The 15,383-nt window shown below is 74.8% G+C and carries 9 protein-coding genes; 6 read left to right on the forward strand and 3 right to left on the reverse strand.

What is annotated here, in order from left to right; genetic code table 11:
- Window positions 1–494: 494 nt before the first annotated feature.
- The 3 genes from trpS to glgX form a co-directional block, all read right to left on the reverse strand.
- Complete coding sequence (gene trpS / locus C3V41_RS12435) at window positions 495–1,607, reverse strand: tryptophan--tRNA ligase (protein ID WP_106110515.1); 1,113 nt, start codon at window positions 1,605–1,607, stop codon at window positions 495–497.
- A gap of 120 nt (window positions 1,608–1,727) precedes the next feature.
- Window positions 1,728–3,452, reverse strand: a complete 1,725-nt coding sequence (locus C3V41_RS12440) for an alpha/beta hydrolase (RefSeq protein WP_106110516.1) — start codon at window positions 3,450–3,452, stop codon at window positions 1,728–1,730.
- Between the two features lie 26 nt (window positions 3,453–3,478).
- Window positions 3,479–5,878 (reverse strand): glycogen debranching protein GlgX, encoded by a 2,400-nt coding sequence (glgX, locus tag C3V41_RS12445; RefSeq protein WP_106110517.1) that lies wholly within the window; start codon window positions 5,876–5,878, stop codon window positions 3,479–3,481.
- 185 nt (window positions 5,879–6,063) lie between these two features.
- Between glgX and C3V41_RS12450 the strand changes: the two genes are divergently transcribed.
- The 6 genes from C3V41_RS12450 (at window position 6,064) to C3V41_RS12475 (ending at window position 15,328) form a co-directional block, all read left to right on the forward strand.
- Window positions 6,064–6,861, forward strand: a complete 798-nt coding sequence (locus C3V41_RS12450; protein WP_106110518.1) for an electron transfer flavoprotein subunit beta/FixA family protein — start codon at window positions 6,064–6,066, stop codon at window positions 6,859–6,861.
- Window positions 6,862–6,901: 40 nt separating this feature from the next.
- Window positions 6,902–7,906, forward strand: coding sequence for an electron transfer flavoprotein subunit alpha/FixB family protein (locus C3V41_RS12455; RefSeq protein ID WP_106110519.1), 1,005 nt, complete (start codon window positions 6,902–6,904; stop codon window positions 7,904–7,906).
- A gap of 21 nt (window positions 7,907–7,927) precedes the next feature.
- A complete protein-coding gene (locus tag C3V41_RS12460; RefSeq protein ID WP_254423608.1) occupies window positions 7,928–9,106 on the forward strand; it encodes an ATP-binding protein in 1,179 nt (392 codons plus the stop codon).
- 164 nt (window positions 9,107–9,270) lie between these two features.
- Window positions 9,271–11,931, forward strand: a complete 2,661-nt coding sequence (locus C3V41_RS12465) for a DUF5682 family protein (protein WP_254423609.1) — start codon at window positions 9,271–9,273, stop codon at window positions 11,929–11,931.
- On the forward strand, window positions 11,928–13,202 hold the full coding sequence (locus C3V41_RS12470; protein WP_302475976.1) for a VWA domain-containing protein: 1,275 nt from the start codon (window positions 11,928–11,930) through the stop codon (window positions 13,200–13,202). Before C3V41_RS12465 ends, C3V41_RS12470 begins: the two co-directional genes overlap by 4 nt.
- The gene (locus C3V41_RS12475) at window positions 13,199–15,328 is read left to right on the forward strand and encodes a hypothetical protein (RefSeq protein WP_106110520.1); all 2,130 of its coding nucleotides are present in this window, start codon (window positions 13,199–13,201) and stop codon (window positions 15,326–15,328) included. Before C3V41_RS12470 ends, C3V41_RS12475 begins: the two co-directional genes overlap by 4 nt.
- Window positions 15,329–15,383 lie beyond the last annotated feature (55 nt).

A 15,383-nucleotide genomic window follows, 5' to 3' on the forward strand; every position in this document is an offset into this window, starting at 1 on the left:
CCCGGGTGTCGGCAGCGGGGCGCGGTCGTGCCTGGGCGGCGGGCCGGCTACCACGCGCGGCGGGCGACGGCGTCGGGTGGCCGCGGCGCCCTGGGGGGGCGCCGGTGCCCTGCCACCCCGTGGCCGCCCGTTCTCACGGGCAATAAGTACCGTTCTCGCGACGAACAAGTACCGTTCTCGCGAAAGAGGTGGCGCGCCGTCCGGCCCCCTGGCTCGGAGAAGGGGCGGGGCGGCACGCCTGAGTACAGCATAGGAACGTGTCACGGTCTTGTCACGGCGAGCGGGCCGTGATCTGTCCGTCGATCGGCGGATTGACATACGGGTAGCTCTGACCTATAATCTCGCCTCCCCGCTCCCGCCCTACCTGGGGGGTCGGACCGTGTCCCGGGCCCGGGCGGGGCTGCCTTTCGGCCTGTCCCCGCTGCTGCACACCGACCGCCGTGTCCCGGGCGCGTGCGGGGCCGCCCCCGTCCACGCCCGGCCCGCCGACGGCCTCAGTAGCTCATGCCCATGGCGGTGCGCACGGCGTCCAGCGTCCGGTCGGCCACCTCGTTGGCGCGGGCGTTGCCGGCCCGGAGCACCTCGAGCAGGTGGCCCTCGTCGGCCGCCAGCTCGGCGCGCCGGGCGCGGATAGGGGCGAAGAACTCGTTGACCGCCTCGATGGTGAGCTTCTTGAGGGCGCCCGCCCCGCCGTCGCCGATCCTCTCGGCGACCTCCTGGGGCGCCCCGGCCCCGCACAGGGAGGCCAGCACGAGCAGGTTGGCCACCTCCGGGCGGGCGAGAGGGTCGTAGGTGATGTGCCGCTCGGAGTCCGTCTTGGCCTTCCTCAGGGCCCTGGCGGTCTCGTCGGCGCTCATGCGCAGCTCGATGGTGTTGCGGCGCGACTTGCTCATCTTCTCCCCGTCCAGGCCCAGCAGCAGGGGGGCCTCGCTCAGCAGCGCCTCGGGACGGCGGAAGACCGGGTGCTCCTTGACGGCCCGCCCGTAGCGCCTGTCAAAGCGCTGGGCGATCAGGCGCGCCTGCTCCAGGTGGGGCAGCTGGTCCTTGCCCACCGGCACCAGGTTGGCCTGGCAGAAGAGGATGTCGGCCGCCTGGTGGACCGGGTAGGTCAGCAGCAGCCCGCTCATGGCCCGCCCGTCGGTGGCCTCCAGCTCGGCCTTGACCGTGGGGTTGCGGTGCAGCTCGGCCTCGGTGACCAGGGACAGGAAGGGCAGCATGAGCTGGTTGGCCGCAGGCACCGCCGAGTGGGCGAAGACCGTGGAGCGGTTAGGGTCCACCCCCACGGCCAGGGTGTCGGCCACCAGGGACAGCACGCGCTCGCGGACGGGGCCCACGGCGTCACGGTCGGTAATGACCTGGTAGTCGGCCACCAGGATCCAGGTGTCCACCCCCGCGTCCTGGATCGTGGCCCAGGAGTGCATGGTGCCGAAGTAGTGGCCCAGGTGCATATTGCCGGTGGGGCGCACGCCGGTGAGCATCCGGTAGCGGCCGGGGTTGACGGCGATGTCCGCCTCGATCTGGGCGGACCGGGCGATCGAGCGGGCCAGGGAGGCGTCGTTGGTGGCGTTGGCCAGGGCCTCCTCGGCCGCGGAGGGGGTGTGTGTCATGGGCCCATCCTAGGGGCGCCGATCCTCCCGGCAGACCGGGGCCGGTGGGGCCCGGGCGGGGTCTGGTGGGGGTGCCCGGCCGAAGGGGTCGCGCCCCTACCCGTCAGAGGGATCGCACCCCTACCCGTCAGCCGGCTCGGTGGCCGCCAGGGCGGCGTCGACCGCCTCCTGGTCGTGCGCGATGCGCTCGGCGGTGAAGGCGGGGTCGGCACCCACCAGGGCCAGGCCGGTGAGTACCTCCGTGCCGTAGTTGTGCCCGTGGCCGTGGGGGACGTCAGCGGCGCGCGCCAGGTCCATGCTCACCTGGAAGAAGGTGATGTAGGGCATCCACACCATGGAGGGGGAGCGGTCGGCGCCCGCGGGCTCCTGGAGCCAGTCCGGCTGGGTACGCACCAGGTCGGGCGACCACCACACCACCGGGTCGCTGGCGTGCTGTATGAACAGGATCCGTCTGCCCGTCCACGTGGGGTCCCCCACGAAGGAGCTGAGCTGGGCGCGGTCCTGGGCGAAGCGCACCGTCATCCCGGCGGAGTAGACCGGGTCCGCCTGGGTGGTGCCCGGGTCGCGCCGGGCCACCAGCTGGTCCCAGATCCGCGAGCTGCGGGGCGGGCCCACCCACAGCACGCCGTCCACGGACCCCACCAGGTCGGCGAGCCCGCCAAAGGCCGCCTCGCCGGCCACCACCCCCAGGGACTCGCCGTACAGCAGCAGCCTGGGGCGGTGGTCCTCCGGCAGGGTGCGCCACCAGGCCACGACGGCCTCCACCAGGGCCCGCCCGCTGGAGCGCGCGGTGTCCGGGTCGGCGATGAACTGCACCCAGCTGGGCAGGTAGGAGTACTGCGCCGCGGCGATGGCCGTGTCGCCGTCGTACAGGACCTCCAGGGACAGGGCGGCGGTGGGGTCCACCCAGCCCGTCCCCGTGGTGGGGGCGATCATGACCACCCGGCGGTCGGCGGCACCGGTACGCTCCAGCTCCTGCACCACCAGGGCCGCCCGGGCCTCGTCGGTGGGGGCGCTGGCCAGGCCCGCGTAGACGCGCACCGGCTCCCGGGCCGCCCGGCCGGTGACCGCCTCCAGCCCCGAGGCGTCCAGGCCCCGGCCCAGGAAGGCCCGCCCCTGGAACCCGACCGTCTCCCAGGCCACGGGCGATGCCGGGGAGCCGGAGCGCTCGGGGACCGTGGGCCGGGTGGCCAGGTCCGGCACGGAGGTGGCGTCAGGGCCGGAGAACAGCAGGTCGGCCCCCTGGGTGAGCACGCCGGGGACGGCCTGCAGGACCAGGGCGAGAATCAGGACCAGGGTGACCAGCCAGGCGGTCAGGGAGCGGACGACCACGGGCAGGCGCTGGGGCAGGCGGGCGCGCAGCCAGCCCTCCAGGTGCAGGAACCCCCGGCCGACCCACACCAGGGCCATCCACACCCCGAACCCCACCGGGAAGACCAGCAGGTAGGTCAGGGGCGAGTAGGCCCGTGAGCCGGTCAGGGCGGCGACCTGCCCCTGCCACCGCACCGCGAACAGCAGGACGACGTTGAGGGTCAGGACCACGATGCCGCTCAGCACCGCCTCCGCCCCCCGGCGCCACCGGCTCCACCTCGGGGTGGGGTACCAGCCGAAGGCGTGGGCCACGGCCAGGGCCAGCGTGCGGGCCCAGGCCCGCCAGCACCAGGCCAGGAAGGTGCCCAGCATGTAGCCCGTCCCCGCGCACAGGCCGCAGGCCAGGCCCTGGGTGGCCAGGTCGCGGGGGAGCAGCGAGGGCGTCAGGGCCAGGACGAAGAAGACGGCGCCCAGCACCAGGCCGACGGTGTCCGGGCGGAGCCGGTCCCACGTGCGTGTCAGGATGTCGCGCATGTCGTAAGCCAGGATGCAGGGCCGGCCTAGGCGTCAGCCAGCAGCCCCTCGGTCAGCAGCCCCTCAGCCAGCTCGTCCGACCCGCCCTGCCCCGCGGGCGCGGGGCGCATGACCAGGGTCTCCCCGGACAGGTAGATCCTCACCGACAGGGCGTCCAGGGTGGTGGTGTCCCCCGGCCGGTCCTGGCGGCAGATCATGGTGCCCTGGTGGGTGCGCTGGGCGCGCCCGGGGATACGCACCTCGGCCTGGGCGGCCGGGCCCCGCTCCACCCGGTGGGCCAGGGCGAAGGCGGAGGTGTGCGGGCGCGGCACCGCCCAGGTGGAGTCCCAGGTCAGGTGCCAGTCGGTGTTGTGCCCGTCAGGCAGGACGACGTCCACCTGGTCCAGGGAGCCGTTAATGACCACCAGGAGGTCGTTGTCGCCCCACCGGGTGCCCGAGCGCAGCATCTGGACCACGCGCGTGTAGGGGTCGTGCCAGGCGTTGGTGTCCATGAGGGTGGCGTTCGCCTTGAACCAGGACAGGTCCGGCAGGGTGTCCCCCGGCGGGACCGCCCCGGTGGCGAAGACGTCAGGGCGCAGGACCGGGTGCCTGTCGCGCAGGCGCAGCAGGAACCGGGTGGTGGCGGCCAGGCCCTTCTGCCAGGGCTCCAGGTTCCAGTTGTACCAGGAGATGGGGGAGTCCTGGCAGTAGGAGTTGTTGTTGCCGTCCTGGGTGCGGCCCATCTCGTCCCCGCCCAGGATCATGGGCGTCCCGGCGCTCACCAGGAGGGTGCCCAGCAGGTTGCGGGTGTTGCGACGTCGCAGCACCTCGATCGGGCCGCCGCCCAGGCCCTCGGGCAGGGGCCCCTCGAAGCCGTGGTTCCAGGAGCGGTTGTCGTCGGTGCCGTCCCGGTTGTCCTCCAGGTTGGCCAGGTTGTACTTGTGGTCGTAACAGGTCAGGTCCCGCAGCGTGAAGCCGTCGTGGGCGGTGACGAAGTTGACGCTCGCCAGCGGCCCGCGCCCACCGGGGTACTCCCCGTGGATGAACATGTCCGCACTCCCCGACAGCCGGGTGGCCAGGTCCCGCAGATCCGCCCCGGGGCGGCCCTTGGAGATCTCCGAGGCGTCAGAGAGCCAGAAGGAGCGCACCGTGCCGCGGTAGCGGTCGTTCCAGTCCTGGAAGGGCTCGGGGAACTCCCCGGTGCGCCAGCCGCCCGGGCCCACGTCCCAGGGCTCGGCAATGAGCTTGACCCCCGAGAGCACCGGGTCGGTGGCCATGGCGGTCAGCAGGGGGTGGCGGGAGGAGAACTCCGCGGCATTGCGCCCCAGGGTGGCCGCCAGGTCGAAGCGGAACCCGTCCACGCGCACGTCGCTGGCCCAGTAGCGCAGGGAGTCCAGGATGAGCTGGATCGCCCGCGTGGAGCGCACGTCCACGCTGTTGCCGGTGCCGGTGACGTCGAAGTAGGTGGCGGGCCGGTGGGGGGCGTGGAGGTAGTACTCCAGGTTGTCCAGGCCGCGCAGCGACAGGGACGGGCCGTCCACCCCGCCCTCGCAGGTGTGGTTGTAGACCACGTCCATGACCACCTCCAGGCCGGCCTCGTGGAGGATCGAGACCATGCCCCGCACCTCGTCCAGGACGGCCTGGGGGCCCGCCTCACGGGAGGCCACCGTGGCGTAGGAGGCCTCCGGGGCGAAGTAGCTCAGCGTGGAGTAGCCCCAGTAGTTGCGCATCCCCTTGGCCTGCAGGAAGGTCTCGGAGAAGGCCGCGTGGATGGGCAGGAGCTCAATGGTGGTGATGCCCAGGTCCTTGAGGTAGGCCACCGTGGCCGGGTGGGCCAGGCCCGCGTAGGTGCCTCGCAGGCTCTCAGGGACGTCGGGCAGGCCCAGGGTGAGCCCCTTGACGTGGGTCTCGTAGATGACGGTGCGCTCGCGGGGCACGCGCGGGCCGGGGACCACGGCGAAGGACGGCCCGGTGACCACGCCCAGGGCCATGTCCGGGGCCGAGTCCAGGGACGAGGGGGTCGGGGGGGAGCTGGTGGGACACAGGTTGGCGTCCACCTGGTGGGCGTAGAGGGAGGGGCCCAGCACGGGCTCACCGTCCAGGGCCCTGGCGTAGGGGTCCAGCAGGAGCTTACAGGGGTTGTACAGGAGCCCCTCGGAGGGGTTCCACTCCCCGTGGGCGCGGTAGCCGTAGCGCTGACCGGCCCCGATATCGGGCAGGTGGACGCCCCACAGCCCGCGTGCCGGGCCGTGCATGCCCACCCGGGTCTCGGCCACGATCGTGCCGTCCGTGTCCAGTGAGAACAGGCAGAGGTCTACCGCGGAGGCGTGGGGGGCCGCCACGACGAAGTCCGTGCCGTCCGCGGTCACGGTGGCGCCCAGGCGCGTGCGGTCAGTAGCGTCGCGCGGCGCACGCAACGCCGGTGTAACAAAGGACGAGTAGGACATGAGGCCTATTCTCGCTACGGCTTCAGGACGTCGCAACGCGAGGTGACGTGTACAGCTGTGACATCCTGCGCCTGTCCGCTCACCAAAGTGGCAGGCCAGACCCGGCCGCGGCGTGACTGATGGCTCACCCGGGCTCCCGGCTGCGCCCGTTCCCGCCCGGGAGGGGATATGGCAACCTTAGGGGCATGAAAATCGTGGTCTGCATCAAGCACGTTCCTGACGTGCAGTCCGAGCGGCGCATGGAGGACGGTCGCCTGGTCCGCGGTGAGGACGACGTCCTCAACGAGCTCGACGAGAACGCCGTCGAGGCCGCCGTGGCCCTGGTCGAGGAGCTCGGCGGGGAGGTGGTCGCCCTGACCATGGGGCCCGAGGACAGCGAGGACGCGGTGCGCCGCGCCCTGCAGATGGGTGCCGACTCCGGCGTCGTGGTCAGTGACGAGGCCCTGGCCGGCTCCGACGTGGTCACCACCGCCCGGGTCCTGGCAGCCGCCGTGGCGCGTATCGGCGGGGTCGAGGCCGCCTCCGTCCCCACCGGCGTCGGCGACGTGGACCTCATTGTCACCGGCATGGCCTCCCTGGACGCCATGACCTCCATGCTGCCCGGGGCGCTGGCCGCCGCCGCCGGCATCCCCGCCCTGACCCTGGCCACGTCCCTGGAGGTCACCGCGCAGTCGGTGACGGTCAGCCGCGCGGCCGGTACCGTCCACGAGGTCCTCTCCGCCCCGCTGCCCGCCCTCGTCTCGGTCACCGACCAGGCCAACGAGCCGCGCTACCCCAACTTCGCCGCCATGCGCGCCGCCCGCAGGAAGCCCGTGGACACCTGGGACCTGGGCGACCTGGGCCTGGAGGAGCCGGGGCAGGGCGACGTCGCGGTGGTCGCCACCCGGCAGCGTCCCGCCCGCCAGGCCGGGACCATCCGTACCGACGCCGGCGAGGCGGGCCGTGAGCTCGCCGCCTGGCTCGTGGAGAACAAGCTCGTCTAGGAGAGGCGCCCGGGCCCCGGGTGCAGAAAGAAGCTGAACCATGTCTGACCTGCTTGACTCCCCGGTCCTGGTACTCACGGACCTGGACGACGCCGGGGCCCCCGCCCCCGGCGCCCTGGAGCTGCTCACCACCGCCTCCCACCTGACCGGCTCCGGCGTCATCGCCCTGGCGCTGGCCGACGTGGGACCGCGGGCCCGGGCGGCGCTGGCCGGGGCGGGGGCCACCCGCCTGCTCGTGGCCGACGTCGGCCAGCGTGCCGCCCTGGCGGGCGTGACCGGTGACGCCCTGGTCGCCGCCGCCCGTGCCGCGGACGTCGGCCTGGTCCTGGTGCCCGGCGACTACCGGGGCCGGGAGGCCGCCGCCCACGCCGCCGTGCTGCTGGGCTCCGCGGTCGTGGCCGACGCCGCCGACCTGGAGGTGGCCGACGGCGTCCTGCGCGCCAGCCGGCTGGTCCTGTCCGGCTCGTGGACCACCACCCTGGCTATCCGGCCCCACCCCGGCCAGCCGCCCGTGGTCGCCGTGCGCCCCGGTGGCGCCCAGGCGGCCTCCGGGCCCCTGGAGCCGGTCGTGGGTGCCCGGTCCCTGGACGCCGAGCCCCTGGAGCCGGCCGTGGGCGCCGCGGGCACGGTGTCCCTGGTGTCCCGGGAGCGGGCCGCCGTGGCCGCCGGGCCCGACCTGGGCGAGGCCCGCACCGTGGTGGTCGGTGGCCGCGGGGTGGACGGCGACTTCGCCCTGGTCCGCTCGCTGGCCGAGGTGCTGGACGCCGCCGTGGGGGCCACCCGGGTGGCCTGCGACGAGGGCTGGATCGAGCGGTCCGCCCAGATCGGCCAGACCGGCGTGTCCGTGGCCCCGCACCTGTACGTCGGCCTGGGGGTCTCCGGGGCCGTGCACCACACCAGCGGCATCCAGGGGGCCGAGACGATCGTGGCCGTGGTGGACGACTCCGAGGCCCCGATCCTGGAGATGGCGGACTACGGCGTCGTGGGCGACGTGACCGAGGTCGTCCCCCAGCTGGTGGACGAGCTCGTCCGCCTGCGCGGCTGAGCCCGCCACCGGGACGTCGTCGTGCAGCCAGGAGCCCCCGCCCCGCGTCGGGCAGGTACCCCGCCCCGCGGGGCGGGTCGGGGTGCCGGGACGGGGGCCGGGGCAGGCCCTGCCAGGGCCGAGCTGCGCCCGCCCGCCGAGGACCGCTGGGCGAGCGAGCTGGCGGCCCTGGCCGATTCCGACGCCGCTTCCGGCGCCGAGGTCCCCGACGGCTGGAGGCTGTCGCCCCGCTCCGTGCGCGCCTTCGTCGTGGGCGACGAGCGGCTCGGGGTGACCCGCAAGTTCTACGGCGACGACCCCCTGGTGGACCGCGCCGTCGTCACGCTGCTGGGACGCCAGGGGCTCATGCTCGTGGGCGAGCCGGGCACGGCCAAGTCCATGCTCTCCGAGCTGCTCGCCGCGGCGGTCAGCGGGACCTCGACCCTGACCGTCCAGGGCTCGGCGGGCACCACCGAGGACCACGTCCGCTACTCGTGGAACTACGCCCTGCTCATTGCCGAGGGGCCCTCGCGCCGCGCCCTGGTGCCCTCCCCGGTCTACCAGGCCATGGAGTCCGGCCGCCTGGTGCGCTTTGAGGAGATCACCCGCTGCCCGCCCGAGATCCAGGACACCCTCGTGTCGGTCCTGTCGGAGAAGCAGCTCATGGTGCCCGAGCTCGGCGACGGCTTCCGCGTGGCCGCCGCCCCCGGCTTCAATATTATTGCCACCGCCAACCTGCGAGACCGCGGCGTCCACGAGATGAGCGCCGCCCTCAAACGCCGTTTCAACTTCGAGACGGTGCGCCCTCTTACCGACCGGGCCTTCGAGGCCGAGCTCATCTCCCGGGCCCTGGAGGCCGAGCTCGGTCCCGACCGGGCCCCCATGAGCCCGCAGGTCCTCGACGTGCTGGTCACCACCTTCGCGGACCTGCGCACCGGCACCACCGCCTCCGGTGCCCCGGTCAAGCGCCCCGACGCCGTCATGTCCACCGCCGAGGCCGTCAACGTCGGGGTGGCCGCCTCCATGAGCGCCCGCTACCTGGGTGACGGGTCCGTCCGCGCCTCCGACATCGCCCGCCAGCTGGTGGGCGTGGCCCTCAAGGGCGAGGAGGAGGACGCCCGGCGCATGCGCTTCTACGTCGACTCCGTGGTGCGTGAGCGCGCCCGCACCTCGGCGCACTGGAAGGACTTCCTCACCGCCGCCCGGGGGCTGTGGGAGTGAGGGGGCCGACGGCGGGGCCCGCGGTGTCGCCGACGGCGGTGTCGCCGACGGCGGGGGCGGGGGCGGCGCGGGTAGAGCCCGCTCCCACGGCAGGGCCCGCCCCTGACGCCGGGCCGGGGCGTGCGCCTCACCCCGCCGGGGTGGGTGGGACGGTCCCGCCCCGAGTGCGCCGCGCCCTGGGCTCCCAGCGCGCCTGGGGGAGGGCCGGGGTCCACCTGGTGCCCGTCCGCCACCACTCCCCGGCCTGCGCCCTGGCCCTGTCCGCGCTGCTGGAGGAGGTCCGCCCCGGCGTCGTCCTCATTGAGGGGCCCGCCGAGTACACCAGCCTGCTGCCCGCCCTCCAGGACCCGGCCACTGTCCCCCCGGTCGCGGTGCTCTCACTGACCGACCACGCCGCCTCCTACTACCCGCTGGCCGCGTTCTCCCCGGAGTGGGTCGCCCTGCGCTGGGCCGGGCGGCACGGTGCCAGGGCCGCCTTCATTGACCGCGGTCCCACCGCCCCCGACGCCGGGCGGGCGGTACGCACCCTGCAGGCCGAGTACCACCTGGCCCGCTCCACCACCCTGGACGCCCTGGCCCGGCGCCTGGGCTGCCGGGACCACGACGAGGTCTGGGAGCAGCTCTTCGAGGACCGGGACACCGCCGACATACGCGCCTGGCGCGGCTTCTTCGCCGACACCCTGGCCTGGTCGGCCCTGGCCCGCCTGGACGCCGGGCGCGAGGTCCTCGACGCCGACTCCACCCACGCCCGTGAGGCGGTCATGGCCGACGCCGTGCGCCAGCACCTGCCGCAGGCCGACGGCGGGGGCGGCAAGGGCCCGGTGGTCGTCGTCACCGGCGCCTTCCACACCCTGGCCCTCCTGGACGTGCTCGACAACACCCCCGAGGCCGCCTGGCTGCCCGAGCCCGAGACGGGTACCGGCACCCAGGGCTGGCTCATCCGCTACGACTTCGCCCGCCTGGACTCCCTGCGCGGCTACGGGGCCGGCATGCCCTCCCCGGGCCTGTGGCAGCGTGCCTGGCGGGCCCGCACCACCGCCCCGGGGGCCGACGCCGCCCCTGGCGGGCGCCGTGGGACCAAGGGCAGCCGCCCTGGCCCGAACGGTGCCCTCACCGGCCCCCGCGGTTTTGCCACCACCGTGGTCCTCGACGTCGCCTCCGCCCTGCGTGACCAGGGTGAGCCCCTGGGGACCGCCCAGGTGCTCGGTACCGTGGAGCAGGCCCTGGGGCTGGCGGCGCTGCGCGGACGCGCCTGGCCCGGGCGCACCGACCTGCTGGACGCCCTGACCAGCTGCCTGGTCAAGGACGACTCCGGCCTGTCGGGAAGCCTGGGGGCCGCCGTCGCCACCGTCTTCGCCGCCTCCGGACTGGGGCAGGTTCCCCAGGGTACCCCCAGCCCGCCGCTGGTGGCCGAGGTGCGTGAGCGCCTCAGTGCCCTGCGCCTCAACCTCGACGACCCCGTGGAGCACCGCGTCAGCCTGGACACCGCCCGCAGGCCCCGCCACCGCGAGCGCCGCGAGCTGCTGGCCCGCCTGCGCTTTGCCGACGTCGGCCTGGCCCGTCAGGTCGGGGGCGCCGACCTGGTGGCCGGTACCGGCCTGGGGCAGTTTATCGAGGAGTGGGCTTACGCCTGGACCCCCCTGGTGGAGGCCGCCCTGGTGCGTGCCGCCGCCACGGCCCCCACCCTGGAGATCCTGGTGCTCACCCGCCTGGAGGGGCACCTGGAGGGTGAGGTCGGTGCCGGCGACCTGGCCCGGCTCCTGACCGAGACGGCGGTCATGGGGCTGGGGGAGCCGGTGGTGGTGCGGGTGTGCGACGCCCTGGAGACCGCCCTGGCCGAGGTCAGTGACCTGGCCGAGCTCACCGACGTCCTGCACCGCCTGGCCGGCCTCGTGGAGGGCCTGGGGCGCCTGAGCCTGGAGGGGGCCGTCCCGCGCCTGCGCCTCATGCTGGGGCGGGGCACGGCCGCGGCCGCCCGCCTGGTGGGTGAGCTGGTCGGGCTGGAGGACGACGAGGCGGCCGGGGCGGTGGACGCCCTCATTGCCGTGCGTGACCTGCTGGCCCGGCTGACGCGGGTTGCTGGCACTCGTGACAGTGCCGGTGGTGGCGCCTCTAATAATGTGGTCGGCCATGGTGGCGTCTCTAATAGTGACGCTAGTGGCGGCAGCCATTCTAATGACGGCGGTCATGTCTCTAATGACAGTGCTGGTGATGTCAGTCGTGGTAATGCTTCTGGTAGTACTGCTGGTGGCGGTAATGGTGTTGCTGGTGGTAGTGACGTCCCTAATGGTGTCGGGGCGGTTGACGTGGCCGCCTGGGGGCGTGACGTCGTCCTGCGTGAGGTCGACGCCCTGCGCCGGGATAGGGCCACCGCACCGGTGCTCGTGGGCTGTGCCACCGGTATCGCCTCGACCACCGGGGCCCTGGGCCCCCAGGAGGTGACCGACGCCGTCACCGCGCACCTGAGCCCGGGGGCCGACCCGGCCGCGCTGGCCGACTTCCTCGTGGGGCTGGTGCGCACCTGCCCGGAGGTGGTCCTGCGCGCCCCCGATACCCTGGTGGCCCTGACCCGTACCCTCACCGGCCTGGAGGAGCCCGGGTTCCTGGCGCTCCTGCCCGACCTGCGGCGCGCCTTCACGGTCCTGCGTCCTCTTGAGACGCACCGCCTGGCCGAGCAGGTCGCCGCGCTGACGGCCACCGACGCCTCCCGGATCGACGTGGTGTGGGACGTGGACCCGGCCCAGGCGGAGCTCGGCTGGCAGATCGAGCGTGACCTCGTGGCCTCCCTGGTGCGTGACGGCCTGGGGCAGTGGGTGGGGACGTGAGCGTCGTGAGGCCGCCCGGGGGCGGCGGGCACGCGGCCGACGGCGGTGGGCCCCGCCGCGCCGGCCCGGGCGGGGGTGCCCAGGCCGGCCCGCCTGGCACCCCGGCCGGTAGCGGCGCCCTGGGCGAGGGGATTGACCCCGCCCTGGCGGCGCGCCGCTGGCGCATGGTCCTGGGACGCTACGCCGAGCCCGTCCTGCCGCGCAGCCCCGCCGACATCGGCCTGGACGACACCCTGGGCTACCTCTACGACCGGGAGTACACCGGGCGCGGTCACGTCCTGGGTGGGCCGGACCCCTCGGGCCCCGGTGGTGGCGGTGGCCGTGAGGCCTCGGCGCTGCGGGCGGTGGACTGGCTCGACGGCGCCCGCCGCCTGTTCCCCGTCTCCACCCTGGAGCGCCTGGAGCGTGACGCCCTGACCCGCTACGGGCTGACCGACCTGCTGGCCGACCCCGGCGCGGTGGGCTCGGTCAGGACCAGCCCCGAGCTCGGAGCCGCCCTGCTGCGCATTAAGGGCACGATCTCGCCCGCCCTGGCCGACGGGCTGCGGGCGCTGATCGCCCGTGTCGTCGCCGACGTCGTCGAGCGGCTGCGGCCCCCCGTGACGACGGCCCTCAGCGGTGCGCGCCAGCGCCACCGTCGCAGCCTCCGTGCCTCGGCGCGCGACCTCGACTGGCGCCGCACCATTGCCGCGAACCTGGGTCGTACGGACCCGGGCACCGGGCGCGTGCTCGTGACGGACCTGCGTTTCACGGCCCGCCAGCGACGTCGTAACGTGGCCTGGGACATTGTCATCCTGGTGGACCAGTCCGCCTCCATGGCCTCCTCCCTGCTTCACAGCGCCGTCATGGCCTCGATCCTGGCTGCCCTGCCGGGGATGTCGGTACGCCTGGTGCTGTTCGACACCACCGTGGTGGACGTCAGCCACCTGGCCCACGACCCCGTGGAGATCCTCATGACCTCCCAGCTGGGCGGCGGCACCGACATTGCCAACGCCGTCGCCTACGCCGCCTCCCAGGTCACCCAGCCCACCCGCACGGTGCTGGCCCTGGTCAGCGACTTCGAGGAGGGCGGGTCGGTCTCCGCCCTGGTGTCCCACGTGCGGGGGCTGGTGGACTCGGGGGTGAACGTGCTGGGGCTGGCCTCCCTGACCGACGCCGGTGCGCCCTGGTTCGACCGGGCCGTGGCCGACAGGCTCGTGGACGCCGGTATGCGGGTGGCCGCCATGACCCCGGACCGTTTCGCCCAGTGGCTGGCCCAGGTGACCACATGAGCGCCCTGCCGGACTGGGGGGCGCTCTACGCCGCCTTTGACGACGTCGCCCTGGCCGCCCTGGCCAGCCGCGGGCTGGTGCGGCGCGCCCGTGCCGAGGTGGCCGCCGGGCGCGTGGAGGCCCGTGAGACGGACCAGGAGGCGGTCACGGTGGTGGTCGGGCGGCCCGGGGTCGAGGTGGTGCTCACCGCTGACGGCCCGGCGCAGGCACGCTGCCCCTGCCCGGTGGCCGGGGTGTGCGTCCACGTGGTCGCCGCCTGCCTGTGGGCGCGCCAGGCCGTGGCGGGCGGTGCCGGTACCGCCCCGCCCGGTGCCGGGACAGCCGGTGCCGGGGCAGCCAGCTCCACCGGGCCTGCTGGCTCCACCGGGACCGCCGGCACGGGCGCACCCGGGAGCGGGCCCGAGGGCGCTGGATCTGAGGGCGCTGGTGGCCCCGCTGGTGCCCCCGCCGGGCCCGAGGCCACCGGGCCGGGGACGGGTGCGGACGACCCGGTCCTGGCCCAGGTGCTCACCTGGGACCCGGCTGCCGTCTCCCGGAGCCTGGGGGCGGCCGCCGTGCGCCGCGCCACCACCGCCCTGGCCGGCACCGACCCCGCCCGGCTCGCCGCCGACACCCTGGTCGCCCGCGCGCCGGGGCGCCTGAGCGTGTCGTGGCCGGGCTCCCCGCAGGTCGTCGTGGTCGCGGGCCTGGGACCGGCGGGAATGGTCGTCTCCGGCCGCCACTCCCAGGTCGCCCATGCCACCTGGCGCCTCCAGGCCGTGGTGCGCCTGTTCGCCCTCGCGGGCAGGGCCTGGCCGTGGGAGGTCCGGCAGACCACCCTGAGCGCCGGCCAGCGCCGCCTGCTCGCCTCGGTCGCCGCCACCCTTGAGGGCGTCGTGGCCGCCGGGATCTCCCACGCCGGGCCCCGCAGCGCCGACGAGCTCAGCAGCCTGGCCCAGGCCGCCCGCCTGGAGGAGGTCCCGCGCCTGGCCCGGCTCCTGACCTCTGCCGCCGGGGCGGTGCGGGCGGTGGCCCGCCGCGACGACGCCGTCCAGGAGGACACCGCGCTCAGCGCCCTGGCCGCCGCCTGGTCCCTGGCCCGGGCCCTGGAGGCCAGTGACGCCGACCCCGCCCTGACCGGGCGCGCCGGTACCGAGCAGGCCCAGCCCGGCCTGCTGGTGCCCCTGGCGGCCACCTGGTGGTCGGCCGTCTCGGGCAGCCGCGGCCTGACCGTCCGCCTCTGGGACGCTGAGAACCACCGGCTGGAGTCGGTGACCACCGGGCGGGCCGCGGGCACCGACCCCACCTTCCGGCGCAGTGAGGACGCCGTGCTGCTGTGGGGCGTCTGCGTGCGGACCCTGCTGGCTGGTCCGCTGCGTCTGACGGGGGCCACCCGGCGGGGCGACGGCACCCTGGCCCCCTCCGCCCGTACCACCGTGACCCGCTGCGGCGGCTACGACGGCATCGACCTGGCCGGGATCGCCCGGGAGCTGGGGGCGCTGCGGCACGGTCCGCAGGCGGCGGGCTTCGAGGCCCCGCCCCCACCGGTCACGCTGCTGCTGACCTGCTCCCCGGGCCTGGGGCGGATCGACCTTGACGAGCTCCACCAGCAGTACGTGTGGCCCGTGCGCGACCTGGCCGGTCAGGACCACCTGCTGCGCCTGGGGGCCGAGGACGCCTCCTGTCGCCTGGTGGCGGCCGTCCTGACCCGCGACCTCCCGGTGGACGCCGTCGCCCTGGAGGGGGACCGGCCCGCCGGGATACTCGTGCGCGACCGGGGCGTGCCCACCCTGCTCTCACCCACCATCTCCTCGGTGCGGGCCGACGACCCCGGCCTCTACCGCCGTCTGGCCGGGCGCATGGAGCGTCTGCGTTCTGAGGTGCGTACCCTGCCGCCTCCCGAGACGGGGCCGGTTCAGGTCCTGTGCGCCGACGTCCGCGAGACGCTGACGGCGCTGGCGGCCTCCGGGGCGCCGCGTGCGCAGGGGACGGGTGCGCACGTGCTGGTCACCCGGGCCCGTACGGCCCGTGGCCTCCAGCTCCAGACCCTGGCCGCCGCCCTGGACGAGGTGGAGGCCGGGTGCTCCCCGCAGGCCCTCCTACGTGCCTGCGCGCTCGTGGACCGGGTGCGGGCGCTGGCACGCTGACGCCGCGCCCCTGCCGGTTCGCCCAGGCAGGGCCGGCAGGGGCCGGTGCTCCCGC

Origin of the sequence: Actinomyces sp. oral taxon 897 (assembly GCF_002999235.1) — a bacterium.
Classification (GTDB): Bacteria; Actinomycetota; Actinomycetes; order Actinomycetales; family Actinomycetaceae; genus Actinomyces.

Bases quoted from the DNA above. Each gene is read 5' to 3' on its own strand.
- trpS (WP_106110515.1), bottom strand. From the start codon at position 1,607: ATGACACACACCCCCTCCGCGGCCGAGGAGGCCCTGGCCAACGCCACC.
- C3V41_RS12440 (WP_106110516.1), bottom strand. From the start codon at position 3,452: ATGCGCGACATCCTGACACGCACGTGGGACCGGCTCCGCCCGGACACC.
- glgX (WP_106110517.1), bottom strand. From the start codon at position 5,878: ATGTCCTACTCGTCCTTTGTTACACCGGCGTTGCGTGCGCCGCGCGAC.
- C3V41_RS12450 (WP_106110518.1), top strand. From the start codon at position 6,064: ATGAAAATCGTGGTCTGCATCAAGCACGTTCCTGACGTGCAGTCCGAG.
- C3V41_RS12455 (WP_106110519.1), top strand. From the start codon at position 6,902: ATGTCTGACCTGCTTGACTCCCCGGTCCTGGTACTCACGGACCTGGAC.
- C3V41_RS12475 (WP_106110520.1), top strand. From the start codon at position 13,199: ATGAGCGCCCTGCCGGACTGGGGGGCGCTCTACGCCGCCTTTGACGAC.